This is a genomic window from Nostoc sp. KVJ20 (genome assembly GCF_001712795.1).
Lineage (GTDB): Bacteria > Cyanobacteriota > Cyanobacteriia > Cyanobacteriales > Nostocaceae > Nostoc.
The window spans coordinates 80570-104590 of record NZ_KV757603.1 but is presented as its reverse complement, the minus strand read 5'-3'; the positions used below and the strand labels follow the sequence as shown (position 1 = coordinate 104590).

Sequence of the window (24021 nt, the reverse complement as noted above, 5' to 3'; positions counted from 1 at the left end):
TTCGGGAAATTTAAGTGGAGTTTATGTAAAGGAGTTGTAAGTTGCAACGATAAACTCTGTTAGAAGACCTAATTCAATGCTAAGGTTGGGATTGAGTAGCTGTAATTAAGGTAGCTAGAAGATAGCACAGTGGTTGTTGCAGTTGAAAGATTAATAACGTCGGGTATTTCAAAACCAGCTCGTTACTTGGGTAACGAGCTGTTAGCAGTACATAAACCTTGGGATACGACAGCAATACATTGGGTTTTAACATACCCAGAAGTGTATGAAGTCGGTGCATCTAATTTAGGGCACATCATCCTTTATAACATTTTGAATGCCCAACCACGTCAATTGTGCGATCGCGCCTACCTCCCAGGAAAAGACCTGGCAGACAAACTACGCGAAACTAATACGCCATTGTTTGCGGTAGAGTCAAAGCGATCGCTAACAGAATTTGACATTTTAGGCTTTAGCCTCAGTTACGAACTGGGTGCAACTAATATCCTCGAAATGTTGAATTTGGCTGGAATTCCCTTGACGTGGAGAGAGAGGCAGGGGAGTAGAGGAGCAGAGGGGCAGGGGGGTAGGGAATCTACCGATACCCAGTCCTCATTTCCGTTGATTTTCGCTGGTGGGCAAACAGCGACATCAAATCCTGAACCTTACGCTGACTTTTTCGACTTTATCGCCCTTGGAGATGGAGAGGAACTACTGCCAGAAATTGGTTTGGTATTGGAAGAAGGCAAACAAGCAGGATTAAGTCGAGAACATCTGTTACTGGATTTGGCACAGATACCAGGCGTATATGTGCCTCAGTTTTACGACATGGCAAAGGATGGCTCAGTTCATCCTTGTCGCCTAGATGTGCCGAAGCGAATTCTGCGAAGGGTGGCAACTCCCATACCAGCATATTCCATTGGTTTAGTTCCTTATGTAGAAACGGTGCATGACCGTTTAACCATTGAGATTCGACGTGGTTGCACTCGTGGCTGTCGCTTCTGTCAACCAGGAATGCTGACTCGACCAGCACGGGATGTAGAACCCGATAAGGTTGTAGAAGCAATTGAACAGGGAATGCGGGCAACTGGTTACAATGAGTTTTCTCTACTATCTCTGAGTTGTTCTGATTATTTGTCCCTACCAGCAGTGGGGATGGAAATCAAAAATCGCTTAAAAAATGAAAACATTTCTCTGACTCTACCAAGCCAACGGGTAGACAGATTTGATGAGAATATTGCCAACATCCTTGGAGGTACGCGCCAAGGTGGACTAACTTTTGCTCCAGAAGCTGGTACTCAGCGGATGCGAGACATCGTAAATAAGGGTTTGACGAATGAAGAATTGTTGCGGGGAGTAAAAACCGCTTGGGAGCAAGGCTGGGATAAAATAAAGTTGTATTTTATGATTGGCTTGCCGGGTGAGACGGATGCTGATGTTTTGGGCATTGCCGAAACAGTAAGCTGGCTACAGCGAGAATGTCGAGGTAAGGGTAGAAAACCCCTAAACTTTAACCTGACAATTTCTAACTTTACGCCCAAGCCCCATACACCATTCCAGTGGCACTCAGTTTCTACCGCTGAATTTAAGCGTAAACAAAACTTGTTACGGCAAGAATTCCGCCGAATCAAGGCAGTGAAGGTAAATTTTACTGATGTCCGCATTTCGGCAATGGAAGATTTTGTGGGACGAGGCGATCGCAATTTGAGCAAAGTCGTCCGCCGTGCCTGGGAATTGGGTGCAGGGATGGATTCCTGGTATGAAAATTTAGATCAAGCTTTTAGTGCTTGGGAGACTGCGATCGCCCAAGCCGATCTAGATTGGAAATACCGTCAAATAGAGAATGGCGAATGGAATTTATTTCATGTCCAAGAGCAGAAGAGATCGAAAGATGCGGAAAATGCCCAATTCTTAACTCCTAACTCCTCACTCCCTAGTACAGACACAATTAATCGCGTCTCTCCCCACTCCCTCGATATTCCCCTGCCTTGGGATCATATTGATACCGGGATTGACAAAAAGTGGCTCCAAGAAGACTTGCAACGTGCCTTAGAAGCTGCAATTGTACCCGATTGCTCCTTTGAAGGTTGTTCTCACTGTGGCGTCTGTGGCATCGACTTTGGGCATAACATCGTGATTGAATCACCTGCTATCCCACAATTCGCTGGTGAGTTTGTCCCCAACACAACTAAGGCGCAAAGACTGCGGCTTTGGTTTGGTAAACAGGGTGACATGGCTTTGATGAGCCACTTAGATTTAATCCGTCTGTTTGATCGAGTTGTGCGACGAGCAGGTTTACCAATCGCTTTCACTGGTGGATTTCATCCAATGCCGCGGATTTCTCTAGCAACTGCTTTGGCTTTAGGGGCTACTAGCAGCGGTGAAATTGCAGATTTTGAGTTAACTGTGCCAATGGAAATTGATACTTTCCAAGAACAGTTGGCTCGTGAAATGCCCACAGACATACCTATATATAATGTGGAGCAGATAGATTTAAAAGCTAGTGCCGCTACCCAACTGCTAGAGTCCGCAGAGTATTTGATTACTGTAGCAGCACTTGCAGAAACAACACCCATACAATGGCAAAACTGGATTGATACAATCAAAGCGAAAGAGGAACTTTGGTACGAGCAAATAACTAAGTCAGGCAAGAGCCAGTTAATAAATCTGCGCGATCGCTTATTTGAACTGGAATTAGTAGAAACCTCCAATAGCAAAGCAGAATCTATGTCATCTGTGATCCGTTATCTAGGTAGCTATCGCCAGGACGGTTTGCTGTTGCGTCCTGAACAAATTCTGTTTATGCTAGAGACAGTGGCTAATGTAGAATTCCAACTCCTACACATCCACCGCAATCGGCTAATTTTAGGGGTATAATCCCTGTAGGGCAACTTGCTAGTAGTTGTCCTAACATTGCATTTAATATGAATTGATTTTTAGCAAGGTTGCGTTAGAATGGGTTGAAGAGAAATTTTCTGGCGCTGCATTGAATTAGCTGGTTCACTACCCTGGTATTCAGGGGGCGAAAGCAAAGATATTAGAGTGCAACTTCTAGGATTTTATCCCAGACAAACAAAAAGCAGATTAAAGAATGCACACTCTCTCTATAGCTACCTTGTGAATCAGTAACTAACAGCAGGCTCGGTTAGCTTCTCCAAATTCATGCTTTTGAAACAACTGCTGAATGTCTAATCCACGTAGTGCCTAAGAGCTAGTGCATTACTTTTTAGAGTTAAAGCAACTGCTGTCGGTTATGCCGACTTGTAGACTTTCACAGACGCGCAAAGCGCGGCTTGTCTTAGGCTAGAGCGGCTCAAGGCAGGGTAGCAACTGGCGCTGCTGAGTATAACCCTAAGATAAATCCGGGGAATGGAAAATAGAAATAGTTTCTTTTTCTTCACGAATTCAGTAGGTTACTATCAAATGAAGCGTCCTGAGTTAAAATGCTCACTCAGGATTTAGAACTTTCAACTCAGAACTCTCTTAATTGAGGTATTGCATCACAAATCAACCACGGACGGTTGATTTAATTGCTTAAACGATATGCAGCCGTTCTGGAATAATCAGCCGTGGAAACGCTCTTAAGAGCGCCAATAGCTATTTAACTTAGAAGCTCAGATTTGCGATTTTTATTATCAGTAGCGCCTTTTGAGGGTTGTGAGGGCAGCAAAAGTATAATATCAAACCGAGAAAATACTAATAATTAAAACTGATGCGGAGACGCAGGGAGTTTTGAATTACAAGTAATTAACCGGACTTGATACAACAAACCTCAAACCTGTAAGTGCTGCCAATTTTTGAGGAAATTGAATGCCGAAACAAATTATCATCGCGGAGCAGCACCAAATTGCTGCGGTTTTTTCTGAAGATCAAATACAGGAACTCGTTGTTGCTACAGGTCATCATCAAATAGGTGATATCTACTTAGGAGTAGTAGAAAACGTCTTGCCTGGGATAGATGCGGCTTTTGTCAATATTGGCGACCCAGAGCGCAACGGTTTTATTCACGTCACCGACTTGGGGCCATTGAAGCTCAAGCGTACCGCAGCGGCAATTACAGAACTACTTGCACCACAACAGAAAGTTTTGGTGCAAGTAATGAAAGAGCCAACGGGGACAAAAGGGCCCAGACTCACGGGTAATATCACCTTACCTGGACGCTACGTAGTACTGATGCCATACGGTAGGGGCGTAAATTTATCCCGACGAATTAAAAGTGAAAGTGAGCGCAACCGCTTACGGGCATTAGCGATTTTGGTCAAACCGGCGGGAATGGGTTTGCTTGTGCGTACAGAAGCAGAAGGCAAACCCGAAGAAGCAATTATGGAAGATTTGGAGTTGCTGCAAAAGCAGTGGGAGGCCATTCAGCAGGAAGCCCATTCTACCCGTGCTCCAGCACTGCTCAACCGAGACGATGATTTTATTCAGCGCGTATTGCGGGATATGTACGGCGCGGATGTAAATCGGATTGTCGTAGATTCCAGTACTGGTTTGAAACGCGTCAAACAGTACTTGCAGAATTGGAGTGGTGGTCAAACACCGCAGGGATTGTTGATTGACCATCATCGCGATCGCTCCCCAATTTTAGAATACTTCCGCATCACTGCGGCCATTAGAGAAGCTCTGAAACCAAGGGTAGACTTACCTTCTGGAGGTTACATCATCATCGAGCCGACGGAGGCATTAACCGTAATCGATGTTAACTCAGGTTCCTTCACGCGATCGGCAACAGCTAGAGAAACAGTTTTGTGGACAAACTGCGAAGCGGCAACAGAAATTGCTCGCCAGTTGCGTCTACGGAATATCGCCGGAGTGATCGTTGTTGATTTTATCGATATGGAATCGCGACGTGACCAATTACAAGTTCTCGAACACTTTAATAAAGCACTCAAAGCAGACAAAGCTCGTCCCCAGATTGCCCAACTTACTGAACTGGGTCTAGTAGAACTGACTCGCAAACGTCAGGGTCAAAATATTTACGAATTGTTTGGTGAAACTTGCCCAACCTGTGGTGGTTTAGGACATACCGTGCGTCTGCCTGGAGAAATCGAAAACCGATTACCGATACCGGCAGAGACACCAGAGCGCGAACGTTTTGTATCCTTACCTCACCGAGAACCACGTCAGCCATCTGCCCGCACCCCTGAACCACGAGAAACATACGATGGATTTGGGGAAGCATTTGACGGCGACTCGGAATTGAGTAACCTAAATCTGATCAATCATCCTAGTTATCAAGAGCTTAATGATAAGCGTCGTACCCGCACTCGCCGCAGTCGCATTGGTGTCAATGGGTTAAACGGGAAAGATGAAGCTCGGGTTGTTCCCAATCCACTGGCTTTTGTCAACGAGCCAGACTTAGACCTTGATATGGAACCAGAACTAGGAGTTGCACCAGAAATTCCCTCACCCACCCTTGGTAAACCAGGTTGGAGTGAAAGAGTAGAGCGCACTAAAATCATCAAGGCAGAACCAGTTAAACCAGTGGTAGAACCACCGGAGATTAGAACTGTAGAAATGAGCCTCCAAGAACAGGATATGTTTGCCTTGATGGGCATATCTCCCTTGGTGAAGTTAGAGCAAGAGGTTAAAAATACCAAGTCTGTGATTATTAATGTGATTCAGCCCGGTCAATTGCCAACGACCCCAACTGAATCAACCTCAGAATCAACTATTGTCCAAAAAGCAATACCTGAAATAACCGCTATTGTCCAAAAGGCAATACCTGAAATAACTCCTATTCCACAAAAAGCAACACCTGAAATAACCGCAAGCAAAATACCGACACCAAAAGTTATTGAACCAGAACAAAAATCTTTGATCGAAGAGACAACTGAATCACCAGAGTTAACTGTGAAGCCTTCGGGACGCTTGTCTGCGAAAGCCGCAGCCGCGAACGAGATCGCAGATGAAAGCGAAGCTAATAGTAGCGCTACTGCCAGCCGTCGCCGCCGTCGTCGTTCCTCAGCGATTGAGGATAATTAATTTGCTTTATGGTAGAAACATCGCCAACGCCTTTGGAAAAATCCACTTGGCTAGAGTTTTCTACCTTGTCAGGGATTCCAGGGTTGGTTGCAGGTGTGGATGAAGTAGGGCGAGGTGCTTTATTTGGCCCTGTGGTGGCGGCAGCAGTGATTCTACCAGATCACGCTTTGCCAATACTAATGGCAGCTAAAATTAAAGACAGTAAAAAGTTATCTAGTTCTCGAAGAACTCAGCTAGCGCAGCAAATTTGCGAGCTGGCTATAGACTGGAAAATTGGATTTGCTTCTACTGCCGAAATTGACAAGATAAATATTTTGCAAGCGACGCTATTAGCAATGAAGCGGGCTGTGCTGAAGTTAAAGGTACAGCCTGAAATTTGCTTGGTTGATGGCAATCAGTTGATAAAAGACTTGCTATTGCCACAACAAACAATAGTTAAAGGAGACGAGCGATCGCTTGCTATTGCTTCTGCTAGTATTGTTGCTAAGGTTTGGCGTGACGATTTGGTACTGCGTCTGGCATTAAAATACCCTATGTACAACCTAGAAAGTAACAAGGGTTATGGTAGTCAGCGGCATTTGCTGGCTTTGCAACAATACGGGCCTTCGCCTCTGCATCGTCAGTCTTTTCGTCCTTGCCAAATCAAACGCCTGAGTGTTGAGTGATTGAAGAAGAATACAGAATACAGAATTCAGAATTCAGAATTCAGAATAAATTAGTCGGGGATTCAGTCGTGCCACTAATTACAGAATTAAATTTTGACTCCTGAATTCTGTTTGTTAAAAAATTACTCAGCATTCAGGATTGGCAATTCATTACTATCACCATCAAGTTCTTTATCTTTGGTTTGTGATATCACCCAGTAGCGATAATCTGCCAAAAGTTGATTTAATAACCGTTGTTTGACCGACAACAGCACACTTTTAAGCAGACCATTTCCAGTAGCTTCTAAAATCGGCTTAGGCGTGAAGGAAAATGGCGGCGGGAAATCCACCAGCACTTCTAAATCAGCTTTTCCTTGCAGGCGAGTGCCAGTGCTAAACTCTTTGGGAGACAAATAGCCTTTTAAATTGAGAGCAAAGCGCTGGTTAATATACTCGAAACCCAGGATTTCACAACCTAGCGATCGCAAATAAATTATTCCATTTGATTCTGCCCAAACTCTCATATCCACAGTAGGTTGAATACTTAGTGACATAAAAGTTAGTGGGCGCATTTTCAAGCGAAATACCTCCTCAGAAACCTGCTGAATCCGGCTATTGTCAACCAAAGCCTTAACTAGACGTTGAGGCTGACGCAAGTAGTGCTGAATGGGAATAGGCTGCTCTGGAACAGCGATTTCAACCGATTGGGAGGCAGTAAACCGGGTAGCCATGAGCGAATAAAAATATCTGTTTCTTAATTTTAATATTTTTTAACAACTTAGTTCTGATTATGAGAAAAGTATAAAATTTATTGACCATAAAAATGATTGTTGTTTCTCAACTATCCATCATTAGCAAAAAGTTGGTACTCCCATTACTATCTTTAGTTCAATAAATATACATTAGGAATTGACTCTTGACACAAAAATCAAAATGTGCATCATTATTTATACAGAAACTAATATAATTCTTTTGAAATCTTCAGAGAAATTTAGCAAAAAAACTGCCAGGAAATCTATCTGAAAAAAGACTGATTTCCATGACTTGTTTTCCTGGATACATATTTCTGTCTATTTCTTTAGTGCGTAAATTTTAGATATATTTGCCAAGACGAAAATACCATACCTCTATTTACTGATTAAACTCGTAACTTAAGGCTAAAGGCATGACTCTATCCATCGCACATTTAGGGCCTCCTGGCACTTACGCAGAACAAGCAACTATTTTTTATGTCAACTGGTTGAGCAAAAGTACGGGAATTGAAGCTATATTATGCCCTTATCCCAGTATTTCCCAATCACTACACGCCGTTGCTGATGGTCAAGCCCAGTTGGCTGTTGTGCCAGTGGAAAATTCTATTGAAGGGAGTGTAACCACAACACTGGATACACTCTGGCAATTAGACAGTCTGCGAATTCAATTGGCTTTGGTATTACCCATTGCCCATATGTTAATTTCCTGCGCGTCTAATTTAGATAAGATAAAAACTGTTTACTCTCACCCGCAAGCTTTGGCACAATGTCAGGGATGGTTAGAGCGGTTTCTGCCGACTGCACAAATTATTCCCAGCAATTCTACAACCGAAGCATTACAGCGATTAGGGCAAGATACAACAACGGCAGCGATCGCTTCTAGTAGAGCTGCTCAACTCTACAAATTACCCATACTTGCTAGTTGCATTAACGACTATCCAGAAAACTTTACTCGTTTTTGGGTAGTCAGTCATGGCGAAGCTAATGCTGGATACCAGACATCAAAAGCGTCTGCTAGTCACACATCGCTGGCTTTTAGTATGCCTGCCAACACACCGGGAGCACTAGTCAAGCCTTTGCAAATATTTGCTCAACTAGGAATTAACCTCAGCCGAATTGAATCTCGTCCGACGAAGCGATCGCTAGGCGAATATTTATTTTTTATGGATTTAGAAGCGGATGCCAAGGAGGCACAGATGCAATCTGCTTTAGCAGAATTAACTACCCACACAGAGATTTTAAAAATTCTTGGTGCTTACAATGTTTTATCGATCAGCACTGTTACTTGAGAAGTTAAGAGTTATCAGTGATTCAGTTAGGGAATATAAATTATAAGTTGCCAATCTTTTATTTTTTGTTATTTCTTCCTAATTCCTAACTCCTCACTCCTAATTTTTAACTCCTCACTTTTCATTAAATGTGTCTTTGAGAACAGCACGAGCTGCTAAGTGATTACGAGTAGAGGTTAAAATTTCTGCTTCTCGCTCTAGACGAGTTGCAGTATCTTGCATTTCTAGCAAGAGCTGCTGCTCTGGAGCGACACCGTAAAGGTTACTAGCTACCCAATAAGATAACTCTGTTGGTAGGTCAGGCAAATCTTCTGGCAGTTCGATATTTTGTTCAGTTAACTTGGCTGACAAACGCACAACATCTCGCAGTAGTTGTTCTACTTCAGAAGATAAAGGTCGCAAATCTTTAGTAGGTGGTTGGTCTTCAATCCACTCTACTAAGCCAACACGGTATGGCTTCTCACGAACATATTCTAATACACGAAATCTTTGCTGCCCTAAAGTCAACATCTTGATCCGATCATCTGGCAGCCGTTGGTGATGAATAATTTCGGCACAGCAACCTGTGTTTGCAATTGTACCCTTGACTGGATCGAACATCAAAACACCGAACCTGCGATCGCTCTCCAAAATCGTGTTCATCATGATTCGGTAGCGAAATTCAAAGATGTGCAGGGGTAATGGCCTTGTAGGAAACAGAACTACTTCGGGTAACGGGAACAGAGGTAGTTCGCGAACTGCAATTTTAGAAGATGATGTCATTGTTACCTTAGTATAAACTTAATCTTTAAAATTTTCCTTTTCTCTGCTTTTCCCGTATTTTGTCTACATTCTATCATTTGTTTCCTAGCTAAATAAAAGCCCTGAGATATATTTCTTCAGGGCTATGTAAATATTAATACTAATGTAATTTGTCTTTTGTCCTTCGTCCTTTGTCTTTTCTAATGACAAATTACCAATGACTAATGACTAAATTAAAGTTTGACTTCGATATCTACGCCCGATGGTAGATCCAATTTCATCAGGGCATCAATAGTCTTAGAAGAGGGTTGGTAAATGTCAATAATCCGGCGATGAGTACGGGTTTCAAAGTGTTCCCGTGAATCTTTATCTACGTGAGGCGATCGCAACACACAATAGATCCGGCGTTTTGTTGGTAAAGGAATTGGGCCTATGGCTGTAGCGTTGGTGCGGTTAGCTGTGTCTACAATCTTCTCGCAAGATGTATCCAATAAGCGCCTATCAAAGGCCTGTAAACGAATTCTAATCTTCTGCTGCTGTAGAGTTGCCATCTTTAATTTTCCAGGTTCTGCGTAATTAGGGGAGTATTTACAGGTTAAAGGTTACAAGTTATAGGTTACAGAAAACTATTGCCTGTCCCCTGTAACCTATTACCTTATTTATAGGGGGAAGAGAAAGGAGCAGAGAGGCAAAATAAATACCATCTCTGCTCCTTCGTTATGAGCAAAAAGGTGCTTGCTACTTGATAATTTTTGAAACGACACCAGCACCGATGGTGCGACCGCCTTCGCGGATAGCGAAGCGCATTCCTTGTTCAATAGCGATCGCGTTGATCAATTCTACTGTCATCTTGATGCGATCGCCTGGCATCACCATTTCTACTTCTTTACCTTCATCGGAAGTGTAGGCTTTGATAGTACCAGTTACATCGGTTGTCCGCACATAGAATTGGGGACGGTAGCCTGCGAAAAATGGAGTCTTACGACCACCTTCTTTTTCTGTTAGGACGTACACTTCACCTTCAAATTCATTATGAGGTTTAATTGAACCTGGTTTGGCAATTACCATACCCCGTTCAATATCAGCCTTCTGGATACCCCGGAGTAGTACGCCAGCGTTATCTCCAGCCATACCTTGCTCAAGACTCTTCTTGAACATTTCAATCCCAGTTACGGTAGTAGCGCGAGTATCTCTGATACCCACTAGTTCAACGTTATCGCCAACTTTGACTACACCCCGTTCAATCCGACCAGTGGCGACAGTACCACGACCTGTGATTGAGAACACGTCTTCTACAGCCATCAAGAAGGGTTTATCAACATCCCGCTCAGGTGTGGGGATGTAAGAATCTACAGCATCCATCAGTTCATAGATTTTATCTACCCAAGGATTTTCACCACGTTGGGTCTTGGGATTCTTGGTCATTGCTTCCAGAGCTTGCAGACCAGAGCCTTTGATAATAGGGATATCATCGCCAGGGAAATCGTAGCTAGAAAGCAGTTCTCTAAGTTCTAGTTCTACTAGTTCCAAGAGTTCTGGGTCATCCATCAAATCTTCTTTGTTCAAGAAGACAACCAGACTGGGAACGCCTACCTGTTTTGCCAACAGGATGTGTTCACGGGTTTGGGGCATAGGACCATCGGTAGCAGCAACTACGAGGATACCTCCGTCCATCTGAGCAGCACCGGTGATCATGTTTTTCACATAGTCAGCGTGTCCTGGACAGTCTACGTGAGCATAGTGTCTATTTGCTGTTTCATACTCTACGTGAGCGGTATTGATGGTAATACCCCGTGCTTTTTCTTCGGGAGCATTATCAATTTGGTCGTAGCCTTTAGCTACAGCCTGACCCATAGCTGCCAAGGTCATGGTGATGGCTGCTGTCAAGGTAGTTTTACCGTGGTCAACGTGGCCAACTGTACCGATATTGATGTGGGGTTTATTCCTTTCAAACTTTGCGCGTGCCATGAATACTCATTTCCTTATTTTAACTAAGCGTTCCCTTTGCTTTTTGCAATGATAGTTTCAGCTACGCTGCGAGGCACCTCTTCGTAGTGGCTGAACTCCATCGTGAAGATACCCCGACCTTGCGTTTTTGACCGGATATCAGTGGCGTAGCCAAACATGGTCGCCAGTGGAACTTTGGATGCGACCTTAGCAAGTCCCTGTTCGGTGCTTTGGCTTTCAATCTGCCCTCGGCGAGCAATGAGGTCGCCAATGACGTTCCCGATATAGTCTTCAGGAACTTCAACCTCAACTTTCATCATAGGCTCTAAGAGGACGGGTGAAGCTTTCAGCACAGCCTCTTTCATCGCCATTGAGCCAGCGATTTTAAAAGCCATTTCCGAAGAGTCTACATCGTGGTATGACCCATCAATTAGCGTCGCTTTGACATCAATCAACGGATATCCAGCTAGAACACCGGATTCGCAGCTTTCTTTCATTCCTTGTTCTGCGGGGCCAACGTACTCTTTAGGTACTGAACCGCCAGCAATTTTGGAAACGAATTCAAAGCCAGTACCGGGGTCTCCAGGTTCCAAATTGATCACAACGTGACCATATTGACCTTTACCACCACTTTGGCGAATGAATTTGCCCTCAACTTTGTTCACAGCTTTCCGAATTGTTTCTCGGTAAGCTACTTGGGGCGCACCTACATTCGCTTCCACCTTAAATTCTCGTAACATCCGGTCTACTAGAATTTCTAGGTGTAGCTCTCCCATCCCCGCGATCACGGTTTGGTTTGTTTCCGGATCGACGCGGACACGGAATGTGGGGTCTTCTTCGGAGAGAGATTGCAGAGCCTTGGACAACTTGTCCATGTCGTTCTTGGTTTTAGGTTCAACCGCCACGGAGATTACAGGCTCAGGAATGAATAGGGATTCCAGAATTACTGGCGATCCATCATCACAGAGCGTGTCACCTGTCAAGGTGTCTTTCAATCCCAGAGCTGCTCCTAAATCACCCGCTCGCAGTTCATCGACATCTTGCCGATCATCTGCCTTCATTAGAACTAAGCGGGAAATCCGTTCTTTTTTATTCTTACTAGCGTTGAGAACGTAGCTGCCCTTTTTCAGGACACCAGAATAAACACGAACAAATGTCAGGCGACCGTAAGGGTCAGCCATAATCTTGAATGCCAGAGCTGCTAGAGGTTCGTTGTCATCAGCCCGCCGCTCAACAGTATCGCCATTTGGCAGTAAGCCTTGAATTGGCGGTACTTCACTTGGCGCAGGCAGGTAATCGACAACTGCATCGAGCATCAATTGCACGCCTTTGTTTTTGAATGCCGAACCGCAAAGTACTGGTACAATTGTCCCCGCAATTGTGCCTTTACGCAGGGCAGTCCGAACTTCCTGTTCTGTAAGTTCTTCTCCCTCGAAGTACTTAGCCATCAGAGCATCATCGGTTTCTGCCGCGGCTTCTATTAGCTTGGTGCGGAATTCGTCTACCTGAGCTTGCAATGCTTCGGGGATATCAGTTTCCTGAATATCGGTTCCTTGGTCATTAGCGTAAATATACGCACGTTGCCGTACTAGGTCAACAATACCTTGGAAGTCGTTTTCACTACCAATTGGTAGTTGAATAGCGATCGCATTCGCCCGCAGGCGATCGCGGATTTGCTCGTGAACTTTATAAAAGTTCGCTCCGGTGCGATCCATTTTGTTAATAAAGGCTATCCGAGGAACTTTGTAGCGTTCTGCTTGCCGCCACACTGTCTCGGACTGCGGTTGCACGCCGCCCACAGAACAAAATACCGCGATTACACCATCCAACACACGCATGGAACGCTCAACTTCAATTGTGAAGTCTACGTGACCCGGAGTATCGATAATGTTAATTTGATGATCTTTCCAACTGGTACTGATTGCAGCGGCAGTAATGGTAATTCCTCGCTCCCGCTCCTGATCCATCCAGTCTGTGACGGCAGTTCCTTCATGAACTTCGCCAATTTTATGAATTATCCCAGAGTAAAATAATATTCTCTCTGTTGTTGTTGTTTTGCCCGCATCTATATGCGCCGCAATACCAATGTTGCGTACTTTCTCTAGCGGGATCGTGCGTGCCACAGCTACCTCCTATAGTTTTTGCCTCATGATATCTTGTATATTACTCTTTGTTAAGATTCTATACTTTTACGGAAAACCGTCTTTGTTTTGTAAATCCACGATATACCGCTTCGGCAAGGCGATATATCGCTTTTCTACTTAGTAACGATAGTGTGCGAATGCTTTGTTAGCTTCCGCCATCCGGTGCGTTTCTTCACGTTTCCGAATGGCATTGCCAGTCTCATTGGCAGCATCCATCAACTCATTTGCCAGTTTGCTTGCCATTGTCCGGCCTGGTCTAGAGCGGGAATATTGCACTAACCAACGCAGTGCTAGGGTAGTGCCCCGTTCTGTACGCACTTCCATTGGTACTTGGTAAGTTGCTCCACCTACTCGTCGAGCTTTTACTTCTACTAAAGGCGTGGCATTTCGCACTGCTCTTTCAAAGGTTTCCAAAGCACCAGCACCAGTGCGTTCCTCAATAGTTTTTAATGCATCATAAACAATACGTGCGGCAAGTGATTTTTTGCCATGACGCATGATCCGTCTGATAATCATGCTCACAAGGCGACTGTTATATACGGAGTCAGACGGAACTGGGCGCCTTTGAATAACACCACGACGAGACATACTTCACCTTTAATTCGGAATTGGCAACGAAATTATATGCTATCAGACACCGGAAACTAAAAGCTGTGGAACCCAACCCTCAGACTTTCTCAATTTTGTTTTCGACTGTTGCAGCAAGGCTGACCTATTGACTGCCAATTTTGGATTAGAGTTTTTGGTAAATGTTCCGACCACAAGGATTGGAAAAAATCAAAAGTCTTTAAGCCTCATCCCCTCGTGGGTTCGACCAATCCAAAATCGCAAATCTAAAATCTAAAATTCATTGACTTGCTACCTGCAACTAAATACTCAAGGGGACAATATTCTAAACCTTAATGTCCAGATTAGAATCCTGCTGTGGGTTACAGCGTTCTCCTCAGAACTTCTACACTTGCTCGCTTAGTGTAGGTGTAGCTTGATTTTTTTAAACAGACTTTAACAGCTTTCATAACTGCTGTTAAAACACATACCCTGATAGTTTTTTTGCCCTTGGCACTTTTAAGGTAGACGATTAATCGTGTTGGATGCGATTAATCGCCTAATCCTATTTTTTCGCTTCTTTCGGACGCTTGGTTCCATACTTGGAACGGCCTTGTTTGCGGTCTTTAACTCCGGCTGTATCTAGGGTGCCACGGATAATGTGGTATCTCACGCCCGGTAGATCCTTAACCCGACCACCACGAATCATCACAACTGAGTGTTCTTGTAAGTTGTGACCAATACCTGGAATGTAAGCTGTGACTTCAAATCCAGATGTAAGCCTGACTCTTGCTACTTTTCGTAGAGCTGAGTTAGGCTTCTTTGGTGTGGTCGTGTATACTCTGGTACAAACTCCCCGACGTTGGGGGCATTGTTTCAGAGCCGGAGACTTGGTTTTCTGACGCGCTTGTTCGCGCTCAGTACGTATTAGCTGCTGTATTGTTGGCATGAGTTACAGCGCGTAAAGCTGCTTATATGTCTAAGTTTTAACAAATCCTGATTATATCTTTTTTTACGGTTTTATGTCAATTGTTATTTGTCATTTGCCATTTATTGCTTCTTTGAACGATTACTTAATTATTAATGGAGAAGGAATTGCCACAGCCACAGGTTGCGATCGCCTGGGGATTCTGGAAGCGAAAACCACCACCCATTAAGTCTTCTGAATAATCCACCCTCAAACCGTTGAGGTAATTTAAGCTTGCGGCATCTATGACTACTTGAATTTCATCCAAGTCGAAAATCTGGTCGCCAACTTTTATTGCTTCATCGAAAGACATATCATAAAATAACCCGGAACAACCACCTGGTTTTACTGCCAATCGAAACAATACATTTGGCTGCTTGGACTTTATTCGCCCAATTTCACTTGCGGCTGCTTGACTCAGATGAATCATGGAACTAGTTTTTTGCATATTGAATACCCCATCTTTCATTTTACAGATGGGTTGACCCTCGCTTCTGCAAAATTCCAATTCATCGAAGGCATGAGCGCGATCGCTATTACTACATTTATAACACTAATATGCTTCAGTCCCCACCTTAATAAGGTAGGGACTTCTGGGGTGCAGTAATTCGTACACAAAGACGGTTTGCACAAAAATGTATTCAGTTTTGGGATTAGAGCTTTAGCGTTTTTTTGGTTTTAATCTTTGGTGCGGGCATAATCATCTTGGTAGCGGATGATATCATCTTCTCCCAAGTATTCGCCATTTTGCACTTCAATCAACACCAAGGGGATCACGCCAGGATTCTCTAAACGATGAGATGTACATTGGGGTACATAAGTTGATTCATTATTGCTTAGTAGTACTTCTTTCTCACCACAAACTACTCTAGCTGTACCAGAGACGACAATCCAATGTTCGCTGCGGTGATGGTGCATTTGTAGACTGAGGCGGTGTCCAGGCTTAACTTCGATGCGCTTAATTTTGTATCCGCGCCCTTCTTCCAAAACTGTAAAAGCGCCCCAAGGACGTAATTCAGTTGCAGCGACGCCCCTAGAAGTTATGGCTGGAGGTAGGTGTAGAGTTTCAGTCTGTGTAGTTTCTTGATATCGAGCCATAGTTACCTCATTTGGAGACATAACAAACCGTTGGTACTCTTAACTTAACTATTGATCAAAAATCTGGTGCTATCTTGCAACCTTGAAAATCAGCAGTTTTGTCGCACCTTGATAAACATAGCAAAATCAAACCTTATGGTGTAAACCATCACTACTAAAACTGTGATGTCTACACCAATTCTTCATCAAGCAAAATGATAGCTTGTTCTAAACTTTAAAAAAGGATGGGGCATTGGGTATTGATGATTAAGAGACTTCTCCCATTCCCTCATTTTCGTGGTTGCAGGAAAATACCAATTCCGTTATGAACACGAGCAGCGGTACTAGGTGAACGATCGAGTAGTTGTCCTCCTAAATAAAGGCTGGTGGAACTACCGCCGTCCAAATTTAGGGCATTCACACAGCCCATGAGTTGCATCAATTTGGCGTGTTCTGCCAAATTAGGCCCATAACCGCCGACACGATTATGTGTGGCAGTAATCATCAGTGTGCCTGTTGCTGTTGTGCAAATACCGCTGCGAATAGCTTTTTCGGCAATAAAGGCATTGCTGAATTTTTCGCCTTTGGCATCAAGGACAATTTGACGATTTTGGATTAATAGCGGTCCTGCTCCAATAATGTGGGGATAACGACTAAAATCAGCTGGAGTTGTGACGCTGGAAATATTTACTGCGCTTCCAATAGGTAGTTGTGAGGCAGCACTAGCAGCACTAGCGCGTAAAGTTAGTAGGTAGCCATCCTGGGGAATGGGAACCGCTGTGACTCCAACTTTGCCGCCTGGTAACTGGTTAGTAATTTGGTTTTTCTGTACCACTAAGATAATTTCGTTATCCGTTATGGGCGTGTAAGTTGATCCCCAAGCTGGTGTGTAACGAGCAATACCACTCTGGACGTAACCGCTGTTAAGAAACAGAATTGGTAGACGCTGGCCATTTGCTGTAATTAAAGTTTCTTCTAAGGTGAGACGACCAAAGTAAAATTGGCCTGAATCATTCCAAGCGATCGCACCTCGATTCAGAATGGGGCCTGATAACCATTGATTATTCTGACGAATCGCACCTAATGGTAATCTGTTATTGCGGTTAAAATAACCACCATTAATTCCAGCTATTGCTAAGTAACGTTGTGCTGTTTGAATTAAGGGAGCAGTACCCGTCAGCCCATCAGTACTAGCCCACATAGGTTTTAACGCTAGCCCAAATTTGCGGGGACTAATTTCTAACCAGACCACAGGAAAGCGTTCTGTGCCTAAGTTCACATAATTCTGTCGCCAGCGCAATCCTGGGGCCCAAGTAATATCTCGTTCTTCTAGAGGATCGGGTCGAATATTGATAATCAGGCGGTTGGGATTAGCTACAGTAGTAACTTGAGGTGATAGACCAAAGGGAACGCTCAGACTAATAATCGTTTGGTTTTTCAGCACCTCCACTTTTTGAATCAGTGGTTCAGGATCTAGTGTTGGTGTAACTGGTGATAATTGTTTAAGCAGGTTTGGCAGCAATGTTGGTGGTGCTGCTGGCTGGGGGGTATAGCGTTCTATCAAAACAGGGGCGGCTATTCCATCCAGGGTAACTGTCCACTGGCGATTTGGCGGTGTAGTGGCTTTTGGGGTTGGCGTGTCTGGATCAGAGGATGGAGTTTGGGGTTTTGCGATCGCTAACCCTTGTACAACTTGCCAGGGGGTTGAACGATCTAAATCGACAAGAATCCGAGCCTGTTGCAAAGGGGCACTCGCCTCTGGAGGTTCCTGGCTCTGAACAATATTCGTGATTTGTGCTTTTGGGGTAGCAATCACCAAGGTGTTGCCATTAGCTTGAATCTGCCATCCAGATGTTTGAGCAAAATTAGTAATATCCAGATAGCGATATGCTCCTACTAGCCTGGTGGTTAAAACCAGTGGCTTTGTCATCGACGAAAACCACTGTACTGGTTGCCTCGCTGAATTACTACTATTTAAAAAATTTAGTCCAATTAATTGCTTAAAAGCACCATCACTGACATGAGTTGTCACCTGGCCGGCTTTTCCAGGTCGCTGCAACCAAGTTCCTGGTAAAGTACGCCCATTGAGGGAAATTTGATTACCAGAGGATGCCACACCTGTTAAAGGAGGTGCAGATGACTGTGAAATTAAACTGGGTATTGATTGGGCGTTTGTTGGAGACTGCTGGGCGTTAGTAGCACAGGTAGTAGTTAAGCAAAGTACTGTCAAAAGTATTGGTGATACAGTAGCCCGGAAAAATATGCGTTCGCCCTTGGCGATGGCTCCGCCATCGCTAATCCCTGATTGGCAATAATTCGGCATTTTTACCATAATTTACTAAGTACTTTTGAAAACTATCATCCAAGGTATAAACTAACCAATTATTTGGAAGTATAAAAAAACATGACTTTATTTTTGAATAAATATGATAATCTATATGTTGGCTAGCTATCACTTTTAGACGTACAACAATTTATTTAGACGCTAAAGGCACTGCAATCAAGGTTTTGACTCCCACTAATTTTAACCACACCATATACGGTAGTTTTGGTTATCAAAACTGGATTAAGATATTTAATCCTTGCTGAATGTTGCTAATGTTGTTACTTCAGTAATGTCTAGTTAATAGTAATACATGCGGCAACTCATAAGCGGCAAAATTCTAGACAACAACAATATTTGGGAATTGTCAAATGGGTATATATTGTAATACGCTGATTTTATTGCTGGATCAGGATGACTTTGGCTTTAGAACATAGCACAGCGCTTAGTTTTAGTTTTGTTTCAGGTGAGCCAAAATAGGCTCTACGAGTAGCTAGCGTGCATCTGGAAAAAAGGGATTGAGAAAATACTTAACTTCAAAATATAAAAAAGAAACTGTCAGGGCAAAAATAATGTCTTGGCGGAGGTAACTTGTCAAACACCGCATAAACACATAAAAGAGACGCGACTATTTTAACACGGGTGAACTAGTAAAGTAAAACCGAAGTTAAAATTTTTTTTCCCTAAATTTCGGTGCTTACATATTTTTCCATCGCTGAATTTAGAAATTTTTGCCCACAATGTAGTGGCAAAATTGGTAACTCAATACTTCAGGAACAGGGTATGAATAATAAACCGATGAATCAAGACCAGAAAATCACAGCGGACATAAACTCAAGAGATACCTATCAGGGGCAAAAGTGGTTAGTAGAGGAACGAGATGCCTGTGGTGTCGGTTTTATTGCTCATCGCCAAAATCATACCAGCCACGAAATTGTCGAAAAAGCCTTAGCTGCTTTAACTTGCTTAGAACATCGAGGAGGTTGTAGCGCTGATCAAGACTCTGGTGATGGTGCTGGAGTATTGACAGCTATCCCTTGGGAGTTGTTCCAACAAGACTTTGCCCAAAGGGGGAAGGAATTTACATCCACAAATAATATAGCTGTGGGGATGATATTTCTACCACAAGACCAAGAAGCAGCACAAAAAGCTAGGGCGACTGTTGAGCAAGTAGCTGCTGAAGAAAAATTTATTGTGCTGGGTTGGCGAGTAGTGCCAGTGCAATCTGATTCACTTGGGGTACAAGCAAGAGAAAATCAGCCCCAGATTGAACAAGTTTTGTTAGCTTCCGTTGACAAAAGCGGTGATGAATTGGAACGGCAGTTGTACATTACCCGCCGCCGAATTAGTAAAGTTGCAACCAATATCTCAGAAGAATTTTATATCTGCTCGTTATCAAGTCGGACAATTGTCTACAAAGGCATGGTGCGTTCGGCTGTCTTGGGCAACTTTTATGAAGATTTAAAAAATCCAGTTTACAAAAGTGCCTTTGCTGTCTATCACCGCCGCTTTAGTACGAACACGATGCCCAAGTGGCCTCTAGCACAACCAATGCGGCTTTTGGGTCACAACGGCGAAATCAACACCTTGTTGGGCAATATCAACTGGATGATGGCACGAGAAGCTAGCCTGAATCATCCTGTATGGGGCGTTGGCGCAGCCTCTCCCCAGGAGACTCGCATCAAGGAACTCAAGCCATTAGTTCATATTGATAACAGCGACTCAGCTACCCTAGACAACGTAGTGGAATTGCTGGTTTGCTCTGGACGCAGCCCCCTGGAAGCTTTAATGATTATGGTTCCAGAAGCTTACCAAAATCAGCCTTCTTTACGTGAATATCCAGAAATTGTTGATTTCTACGAATATTACAGTGGTCTGCAAGAAGCGTGGGACGGCCCAGCACTTTTAGTATTCAGCGATGGCAAAAAAGTTGGTGCAACACTAGATCGTAATGGTTTAAGACCAGCTCGCTACGTGATTACCAAAGATAACTACATTGTTGTAGCTTCCGAAGCTGGTGTAGTGGACTTCCCAGAAGCCGATATTGTCGAGAAAGGTAGACTCGGCCCAGGGCAAATGATTGCCGTGGATTTAGAAAATCATGAAGTCCTGAAGAATTGGGATATTAAGCAACGCATCGCCAAACAGCACCCTTATGGAGAATGGCTGAAACAGCACCGTCAAGAATTAAAGTCATTAGTCATTAGTCATCCGTCATTAGCAAATGGCAATGGCAAAGGACAAATGACAAATGACCCAGGACAATTGACTACTGACAAGCAAACCTTACTTCAGCGTCAAACTGCCTTTGGTTACACCACAGAAGATGTGGAAATGGTGATTCATCCAATGGCGATCGCAGGTTCAGAGCCGACTTTCTGCATGGGTGATGATATTCCCTTAGCGGTGCTGTCAACAAAACCACACCTGCTTTATGACTATTTCAAACAGCGCTTTGCTCAGGTGACTAACCCAGCGATCGATCCGCTGCGCGAAAAGCTAGTGATGTCTTTGAAAGTCGAACTGGGGGAACGGGGTAACTTATTAGAACCCAAGGCAGAATATGCTCGGAGATTAAAACTTGAGTCGCCAGTGTTAACGGATGCTGAACTAGAAGCAATTAAGCTGTCAGGATTTGCCACGGCTGAATTGTCAACCCTATTTGCGATCGCCAGCGGCCCAGAAGGATTGAAGGCCGCAGTCCAATCTTTACAAGCACAAGCAGCTGAGTCAGTCCGGGCTGGCGCAAAGATTTTAATATTAAGCGACCAGAGCAATAACAGTATCAACACAGAATCCACCTACATTCCTCCCTTGTTAGCAGTCGGTGCGGTGCATCACCATCTGATTCGGGAAGGGTTGCGAATGAAAACATCCCTGATTGTCAATACTGCTCAATGCTGGAGTACCCATCACTTTGCTTGTCTGATTGGCTATGGTGCTGGCGCAGTTTGCCCGTATATGGCTTTAGATACGGTGCGTAGTTGGTGGTCTGATCCCAAAACTCAAAAGTTAATGGGTGTGCAAAAAATTCCGACTCTCACCCTAGAACAAGCTTTAGGAAACTATCGCAAAGCAGTAGAGTCAGGTTTGCTAAAAATTCTCTCCAAGATGGGAATTTCTCTACTCTCCAGCTATCAAGCAGCCCAAATTTTTGAAGCTATTGGCATTGGCGGAGATTTAATCGAACTGGGATTCCGTGGTACGACTTCCCGCATCGGAGGTTTGAGTGTGAGCGAACTCGCTGATGAAGTGCTTTCCTTCCACAGCAAGGCTTTCCCAGAACTGACTGCTAATAAGTTAGAAAACCTGGGCTTTGTACAATACCGTCCTAACGGCGAGTACCACATGAATAGCCCAGAAATGGTTAAGGCGCTACACAAGGCTCTAGATGGCAAAAACTACGATCACTACGAAGTTTACAAGAAGCACCTCCAAGGCAGACCAGTAACAGCTTTGCGGGACTTGCTGGATTTCCAAGGCGATGCATCGCCGGTTCCTTTAGAAGAAGTGGAATCGGTATATGAGATTGTCAAACGCTTCTGCACCGGTGGCATGTCTTTAGGCGCTTTGTCAAGAGAAGCCCATGAAACTTTAGCGATCGCCATGAACCGCATTGGCGGGAAATCAAATTCTGGAGAAGGCGGCGAAGATCCGGTGCGCTACACAATTCTAGATGATGTAGATGAGTCTGGACACTCGCCGACCCTACCTCATTTAAAAGGATTGCGGAATGGTGATCAAGCTTATAGTGCCATTAAGCAAGTAGCATCGGGACGCTTTGGTGTCACGCCAGCATATCTAGTCAACGCCAAACAAATTGAAATCAAAATTGCCCAAGGTGCCAAGCCTGGGGAAGGTGGACAGCTACCAGGGCCAAAGGTGAGCCAATACATTGCGATGTTACGGCGCTCAAAGCCAGGTGTGACACTGATTTCGCCACCACCACATCACGACATCTATTCCATTGAAGACTTAGCACAACTGATTTTTGATCTGCATCAAATTAATCCCAAAGCAAAGGTGTCGGTGAAGCTAGTTTCAGAAGTTGGCATTGGCACGATCGCGGCTGGTGTGGCTAAGGCAAACGCTGATATCATCCAGATTTCTGGTCATGATGGTGGTACAGGTGCATCACCCCTTAGTTCGATTAAACACGCTGGTTCACCGTGGGAATTGGGTTTAAGTGAAGTACATCGGGTTTTGATGGAAAATAGCCTGCGCGATCGCGTGATTTTACGCGTAGATGGCGGACTCAAGAGTGGCTGGGATGTGGTAATAGGTGCATTGATGGGTGCTGAAGAATTCGGTTTCGGCTCCATTGCCATGATTGCCGAAGGCTGTATCATGGCGCGTATCTGCCACACAAATAATTGCCCCGTGGGTGTCGCATCCCAGAAAGAAGAACTCCGCAAGCGGTTTACGGGAATACCAGAACAGGTTGTCAACTTCTTTTACTTCATAGCCGAAGAAGTGCGGAGTTTGTTAGCCCGACTTGGCTACCGTTCCTTGTCAGAAATCATTGGACGTGCAGATTTGTTAGAACTGCGCCAAGAGGTAAAACTCACCAAAACGCGATCGCTGAATCTCGACTGTTTACTTCAGCTACCAAATAGCAGAGACAATCGTAGCTGGTTGGTGCATGAAGAAGTTCACAGCAACGGCGTGGTTTTGGATGACAATTTCCTTGCCGATCCCGAAATTCTGGCTGCCATTAGGGATCAGTCCACTGTTAATAAGACTTACCCTATTGTCAATACTGACAGAACAGTAGGCACTAGATTAGCGGGTGCGATCGCTTCCCAATACGGTGACAGTGACTTTGAAGGACAAATTAATCTCAACTTTACAGGTAGTGTTGGGCAAAGCTTTGGTGCTTTCAATCTCCCCGGCTTAATTTTGACCCTTGAAGGAGAGGCAAATGACTACGTAGGTAAAGGAATGCATGGTGGTGAGATCATCATCAAACCCCCATCTGATGCTACCTATAACGCATCACAAAATGTGATAGTTGGCAATACATGCCTCTATGGTGCTACTGGTGGGATGTTATTTGCCAATGGTCTAGCAGGAGAGCGCTTTGCTGTGAGAAACTCCAAAGGCATAGCAGTGATTGAAGGCGCTGGGGATCATTGCTGTGAATACATGACAGGTGGTGTGATTGTCGTCCTCGGTAAAGTCGGACGTAACGTAGCCGCTGGAATGACTGGTGGACTGGCATACTTCCTGGATGAAGACGACTCATTCCGTGAGTTAGTCAACCCAGAAATTGTCAAAATCCAGCGAGTGATCACAGAAGTCGGTGCAAAGCAACTGCAAGAGTTAATTCAAACTCATGCAGAACGTACTGGTTCACCCAAGGCAAAGAAAATTCTGCAAAACTGGCAAGAATTTTTGCCGAAATTCTGGCAGTTGGTTCCGCCTTCTGAAGCTGATAGTCCAGAAGCTAATCCTGAAAAAACAACTGAGTTCAGTTTAGTGACTAGTCATTAAGTAGCTGGGCGTGAATAATTAAAGGCTCGTAGGAAGGGCTAGAGCCACTTACTACGAGCCTACTGATTCAGAAATAACGTATTATTAATTAAAAAATATAATTTTAGTTTTTAGCCAATTACTATTGACTAACT

The 24021-nt window shown here is 44.1% G+C and carries 15 protein-coding genes; 5 read left to right on the top strand and 10 right to left on the bottom strand.

Features of this window, described 5'->3' with window-relative positions:
- The first annotated feature begins 129 nt into the window (after positions 1-129).
- The 3 genes from A4S05_RS12385 to A4S05_RS12375 all read left to right on the top strand — a co-directional run bounded on the left by A4S05_RS12385 (position 130) and on the right by A4S05_RS12375 (position 6629).
- A complete protein-coding gene (locus A4S05_RS12385; protein ID WP_069070120.1) occupies positions 130-2856 on the top strand; it encodes a TIGR03960 family B12-binding radical SAM protein in 2727 nt (908 codons plus the stop codon).
- 933 nt (positions 2857-3789) lie between these two features.
- Positions 3790-5964, top strand: coding sequence for a ribonuclease E (locus A4S05_RS12380; protein WP_069070119.1), 2175 nt, complete (start codon positions 3790-3792; stop codon positions 5962-5964).
- Positions 5965-5972: 8 nt separating this feature from the next.
- Positions 5973-6629 (top strand): ribonuclease HII, encoded by a 657-nt coding sequence (locus A4S05_RS12375; protein WP_069070118.1) that lies wholly within the window; start codon positions 5973-5975, stop codon positions 6627-6629.
- A 122-nt stretch (positions 6630-6751) separates the two neighbouring features.
- On the opposite strand, the gene A4S05_RS12370 is transcribed toward A4S05_RS12375, so the two are convergent.
- A complete protein-coding gene (locus tag A4S05_RS12370; protein ID WP_069070117.1) occupies positions 6752-7339 on the bottom strand; it encodes a DUF1997 domain-containing protein in 588 nt (195 codons plus the stop codon).
- Positions 7340-7773: 434 nt separating this feature from the next.
- On the opposite strand from A4S05_RS12370, the gene pheA reads away from it, so the two are divergent.
- Positions 7774-8649 carry a prephenate dehydratase gene (gene pheA, locus A4S05_RS12365; protein WP_069070116.1) on the top strand — a complete coding sequence of 292 codons (876 nt, stop codon included), beginning with the start codon at positions 7774-7776 and terminating at the stop codon, positions 8647-8649.
- Between the two features lie 114 nt (positions 8650-8763).
- Here the strand turns inward: pheA and A4S05_RS12360 are convergent, their stop codons facing one another.
- The 9 genes from A4S05_RS12360 to A4S05_RS12320 all read right to left on the bottom strand — a co-directional run bounded on the left by A4S05_RS12360 (position 8764) and on the right by A4S05_RS12320 (position 18403).
- A complete protein-coding gene (locus tag A4S05_RS12360) occupies positions 8764-9411 on the bottom strand; it encodes an LON peptidase substrate-binding domain-containing protein (RefSeq protein WP_069070115.1) in 648 nt (215 codons plus the stop codon).
- Between the two features lie 212 nt (positions 9412-9623).
- The gene (gene rpsJ, locus A4S05_RS12355; protein ID WP_008232935.1) at positions 9624-9941 is read right to left on the bottom strand and encodes a 30S ribosomal protein S10; all 318 of its coding nucleotides are present in this window, start codon (positions 9939-9941) and stop codon (positions 9624-9626) included.
- A gap of 187 nt (positions 9942-10128) precedes the next feature.
- Entirely contained in the window at positions 10129-11358 is a 1230-nt protein-coding gene (gene tuf / locus A4S05_RS12350; protein WP_069070114.1) for an elongation factor Tu, read from the bottom strand.
- A 23-nt stretch (positions 11359-11381) separates the two neighbouring features.
- On the bottom strand, positions 11382-13460 hold the full coding sequence (gene fusA, locus A4S05_RS12345; RefSeq protein ID WP_069070113.1) for an elongation factor G: 2079 nt from the start codon (positions 13458-13460) through the stop codon (positions 11382-11384).
- Between the two features lie 138 nt (positions 13461-13598).
- Positions 13599-14069, bottom strand: coding sequence for a 30S ribosomal protein S7 (gene rpsG, locus A4S05_RS12340; RefSeq protein ID WP_069070112.1), 471 nt, complete (start codon positions 14067-14069; stop codon positions 13599-13601).
- Positions 14070-14592: 523 nt separating this feature from the next.
- A complete protein-coding gene (rpsL, locus tag A4S05_RS12335) occupies positions 14593-14976 on the bottom strand; it encodes a 30S ribosomal protein S12 (RefSeq protein ID WP_015214573.1) in 384 nt (127 codons plus the stop codon).
- 124 nt (positions 14977-15100) lie between these two features.
- Complete coding sequence (locus tag A4S05_RS12330; RefSeq protein ID WP_069070153.1) at positions 15101-15424, bottom strand: HesB/IscA family protein; 324 nt, start codon at positions 15422-15424, stop codon at positions 15101-15103.
- A 248-nt stretch (positions 15425-15672) separates the two neighbouring features.
- Positions 15673-16092 (bottom strand): cupin domain-containing protein, encoded by a 420-nt coding sequence (locus tag A4S05_RS12325; RefSeq protein WP_069070111.1) that lies wholly within the window; start codon positions 16090-16092, stop codon positions 15673-15675.
- Between the two features lie 268 nt (positions 16093-16360).
- The gene (locus tag A4S05_RS12320; protein ID WP_141699706.1) at positions 16361-18403 is read right to left on the bottom strand and encodes a phosphodiester glycosidase family protein; all 2043 of its coding nucleotides are present in this window, start codon (positions 18401-18403) and stop codon (positions 16361-16363) included.
- 774 nt (positions 18404-19177) lie between these two features.
- Here A4S05_RS12320 and A4S05_RS12315 point away from each other — a divergent pair.
- Positions 19178-23887, top strand: coding sequence for a glutamate synthase-related protein (locus tag A4S05_RS12315; RefSeq protein ID WP_069070110.1), 4710 nt, complete (start codon positions 19178-19180; stop codon positions 23885-23887).
- The last annotated feature ends 134 nt before the right edge of the window (positions 23888-24021 follow it).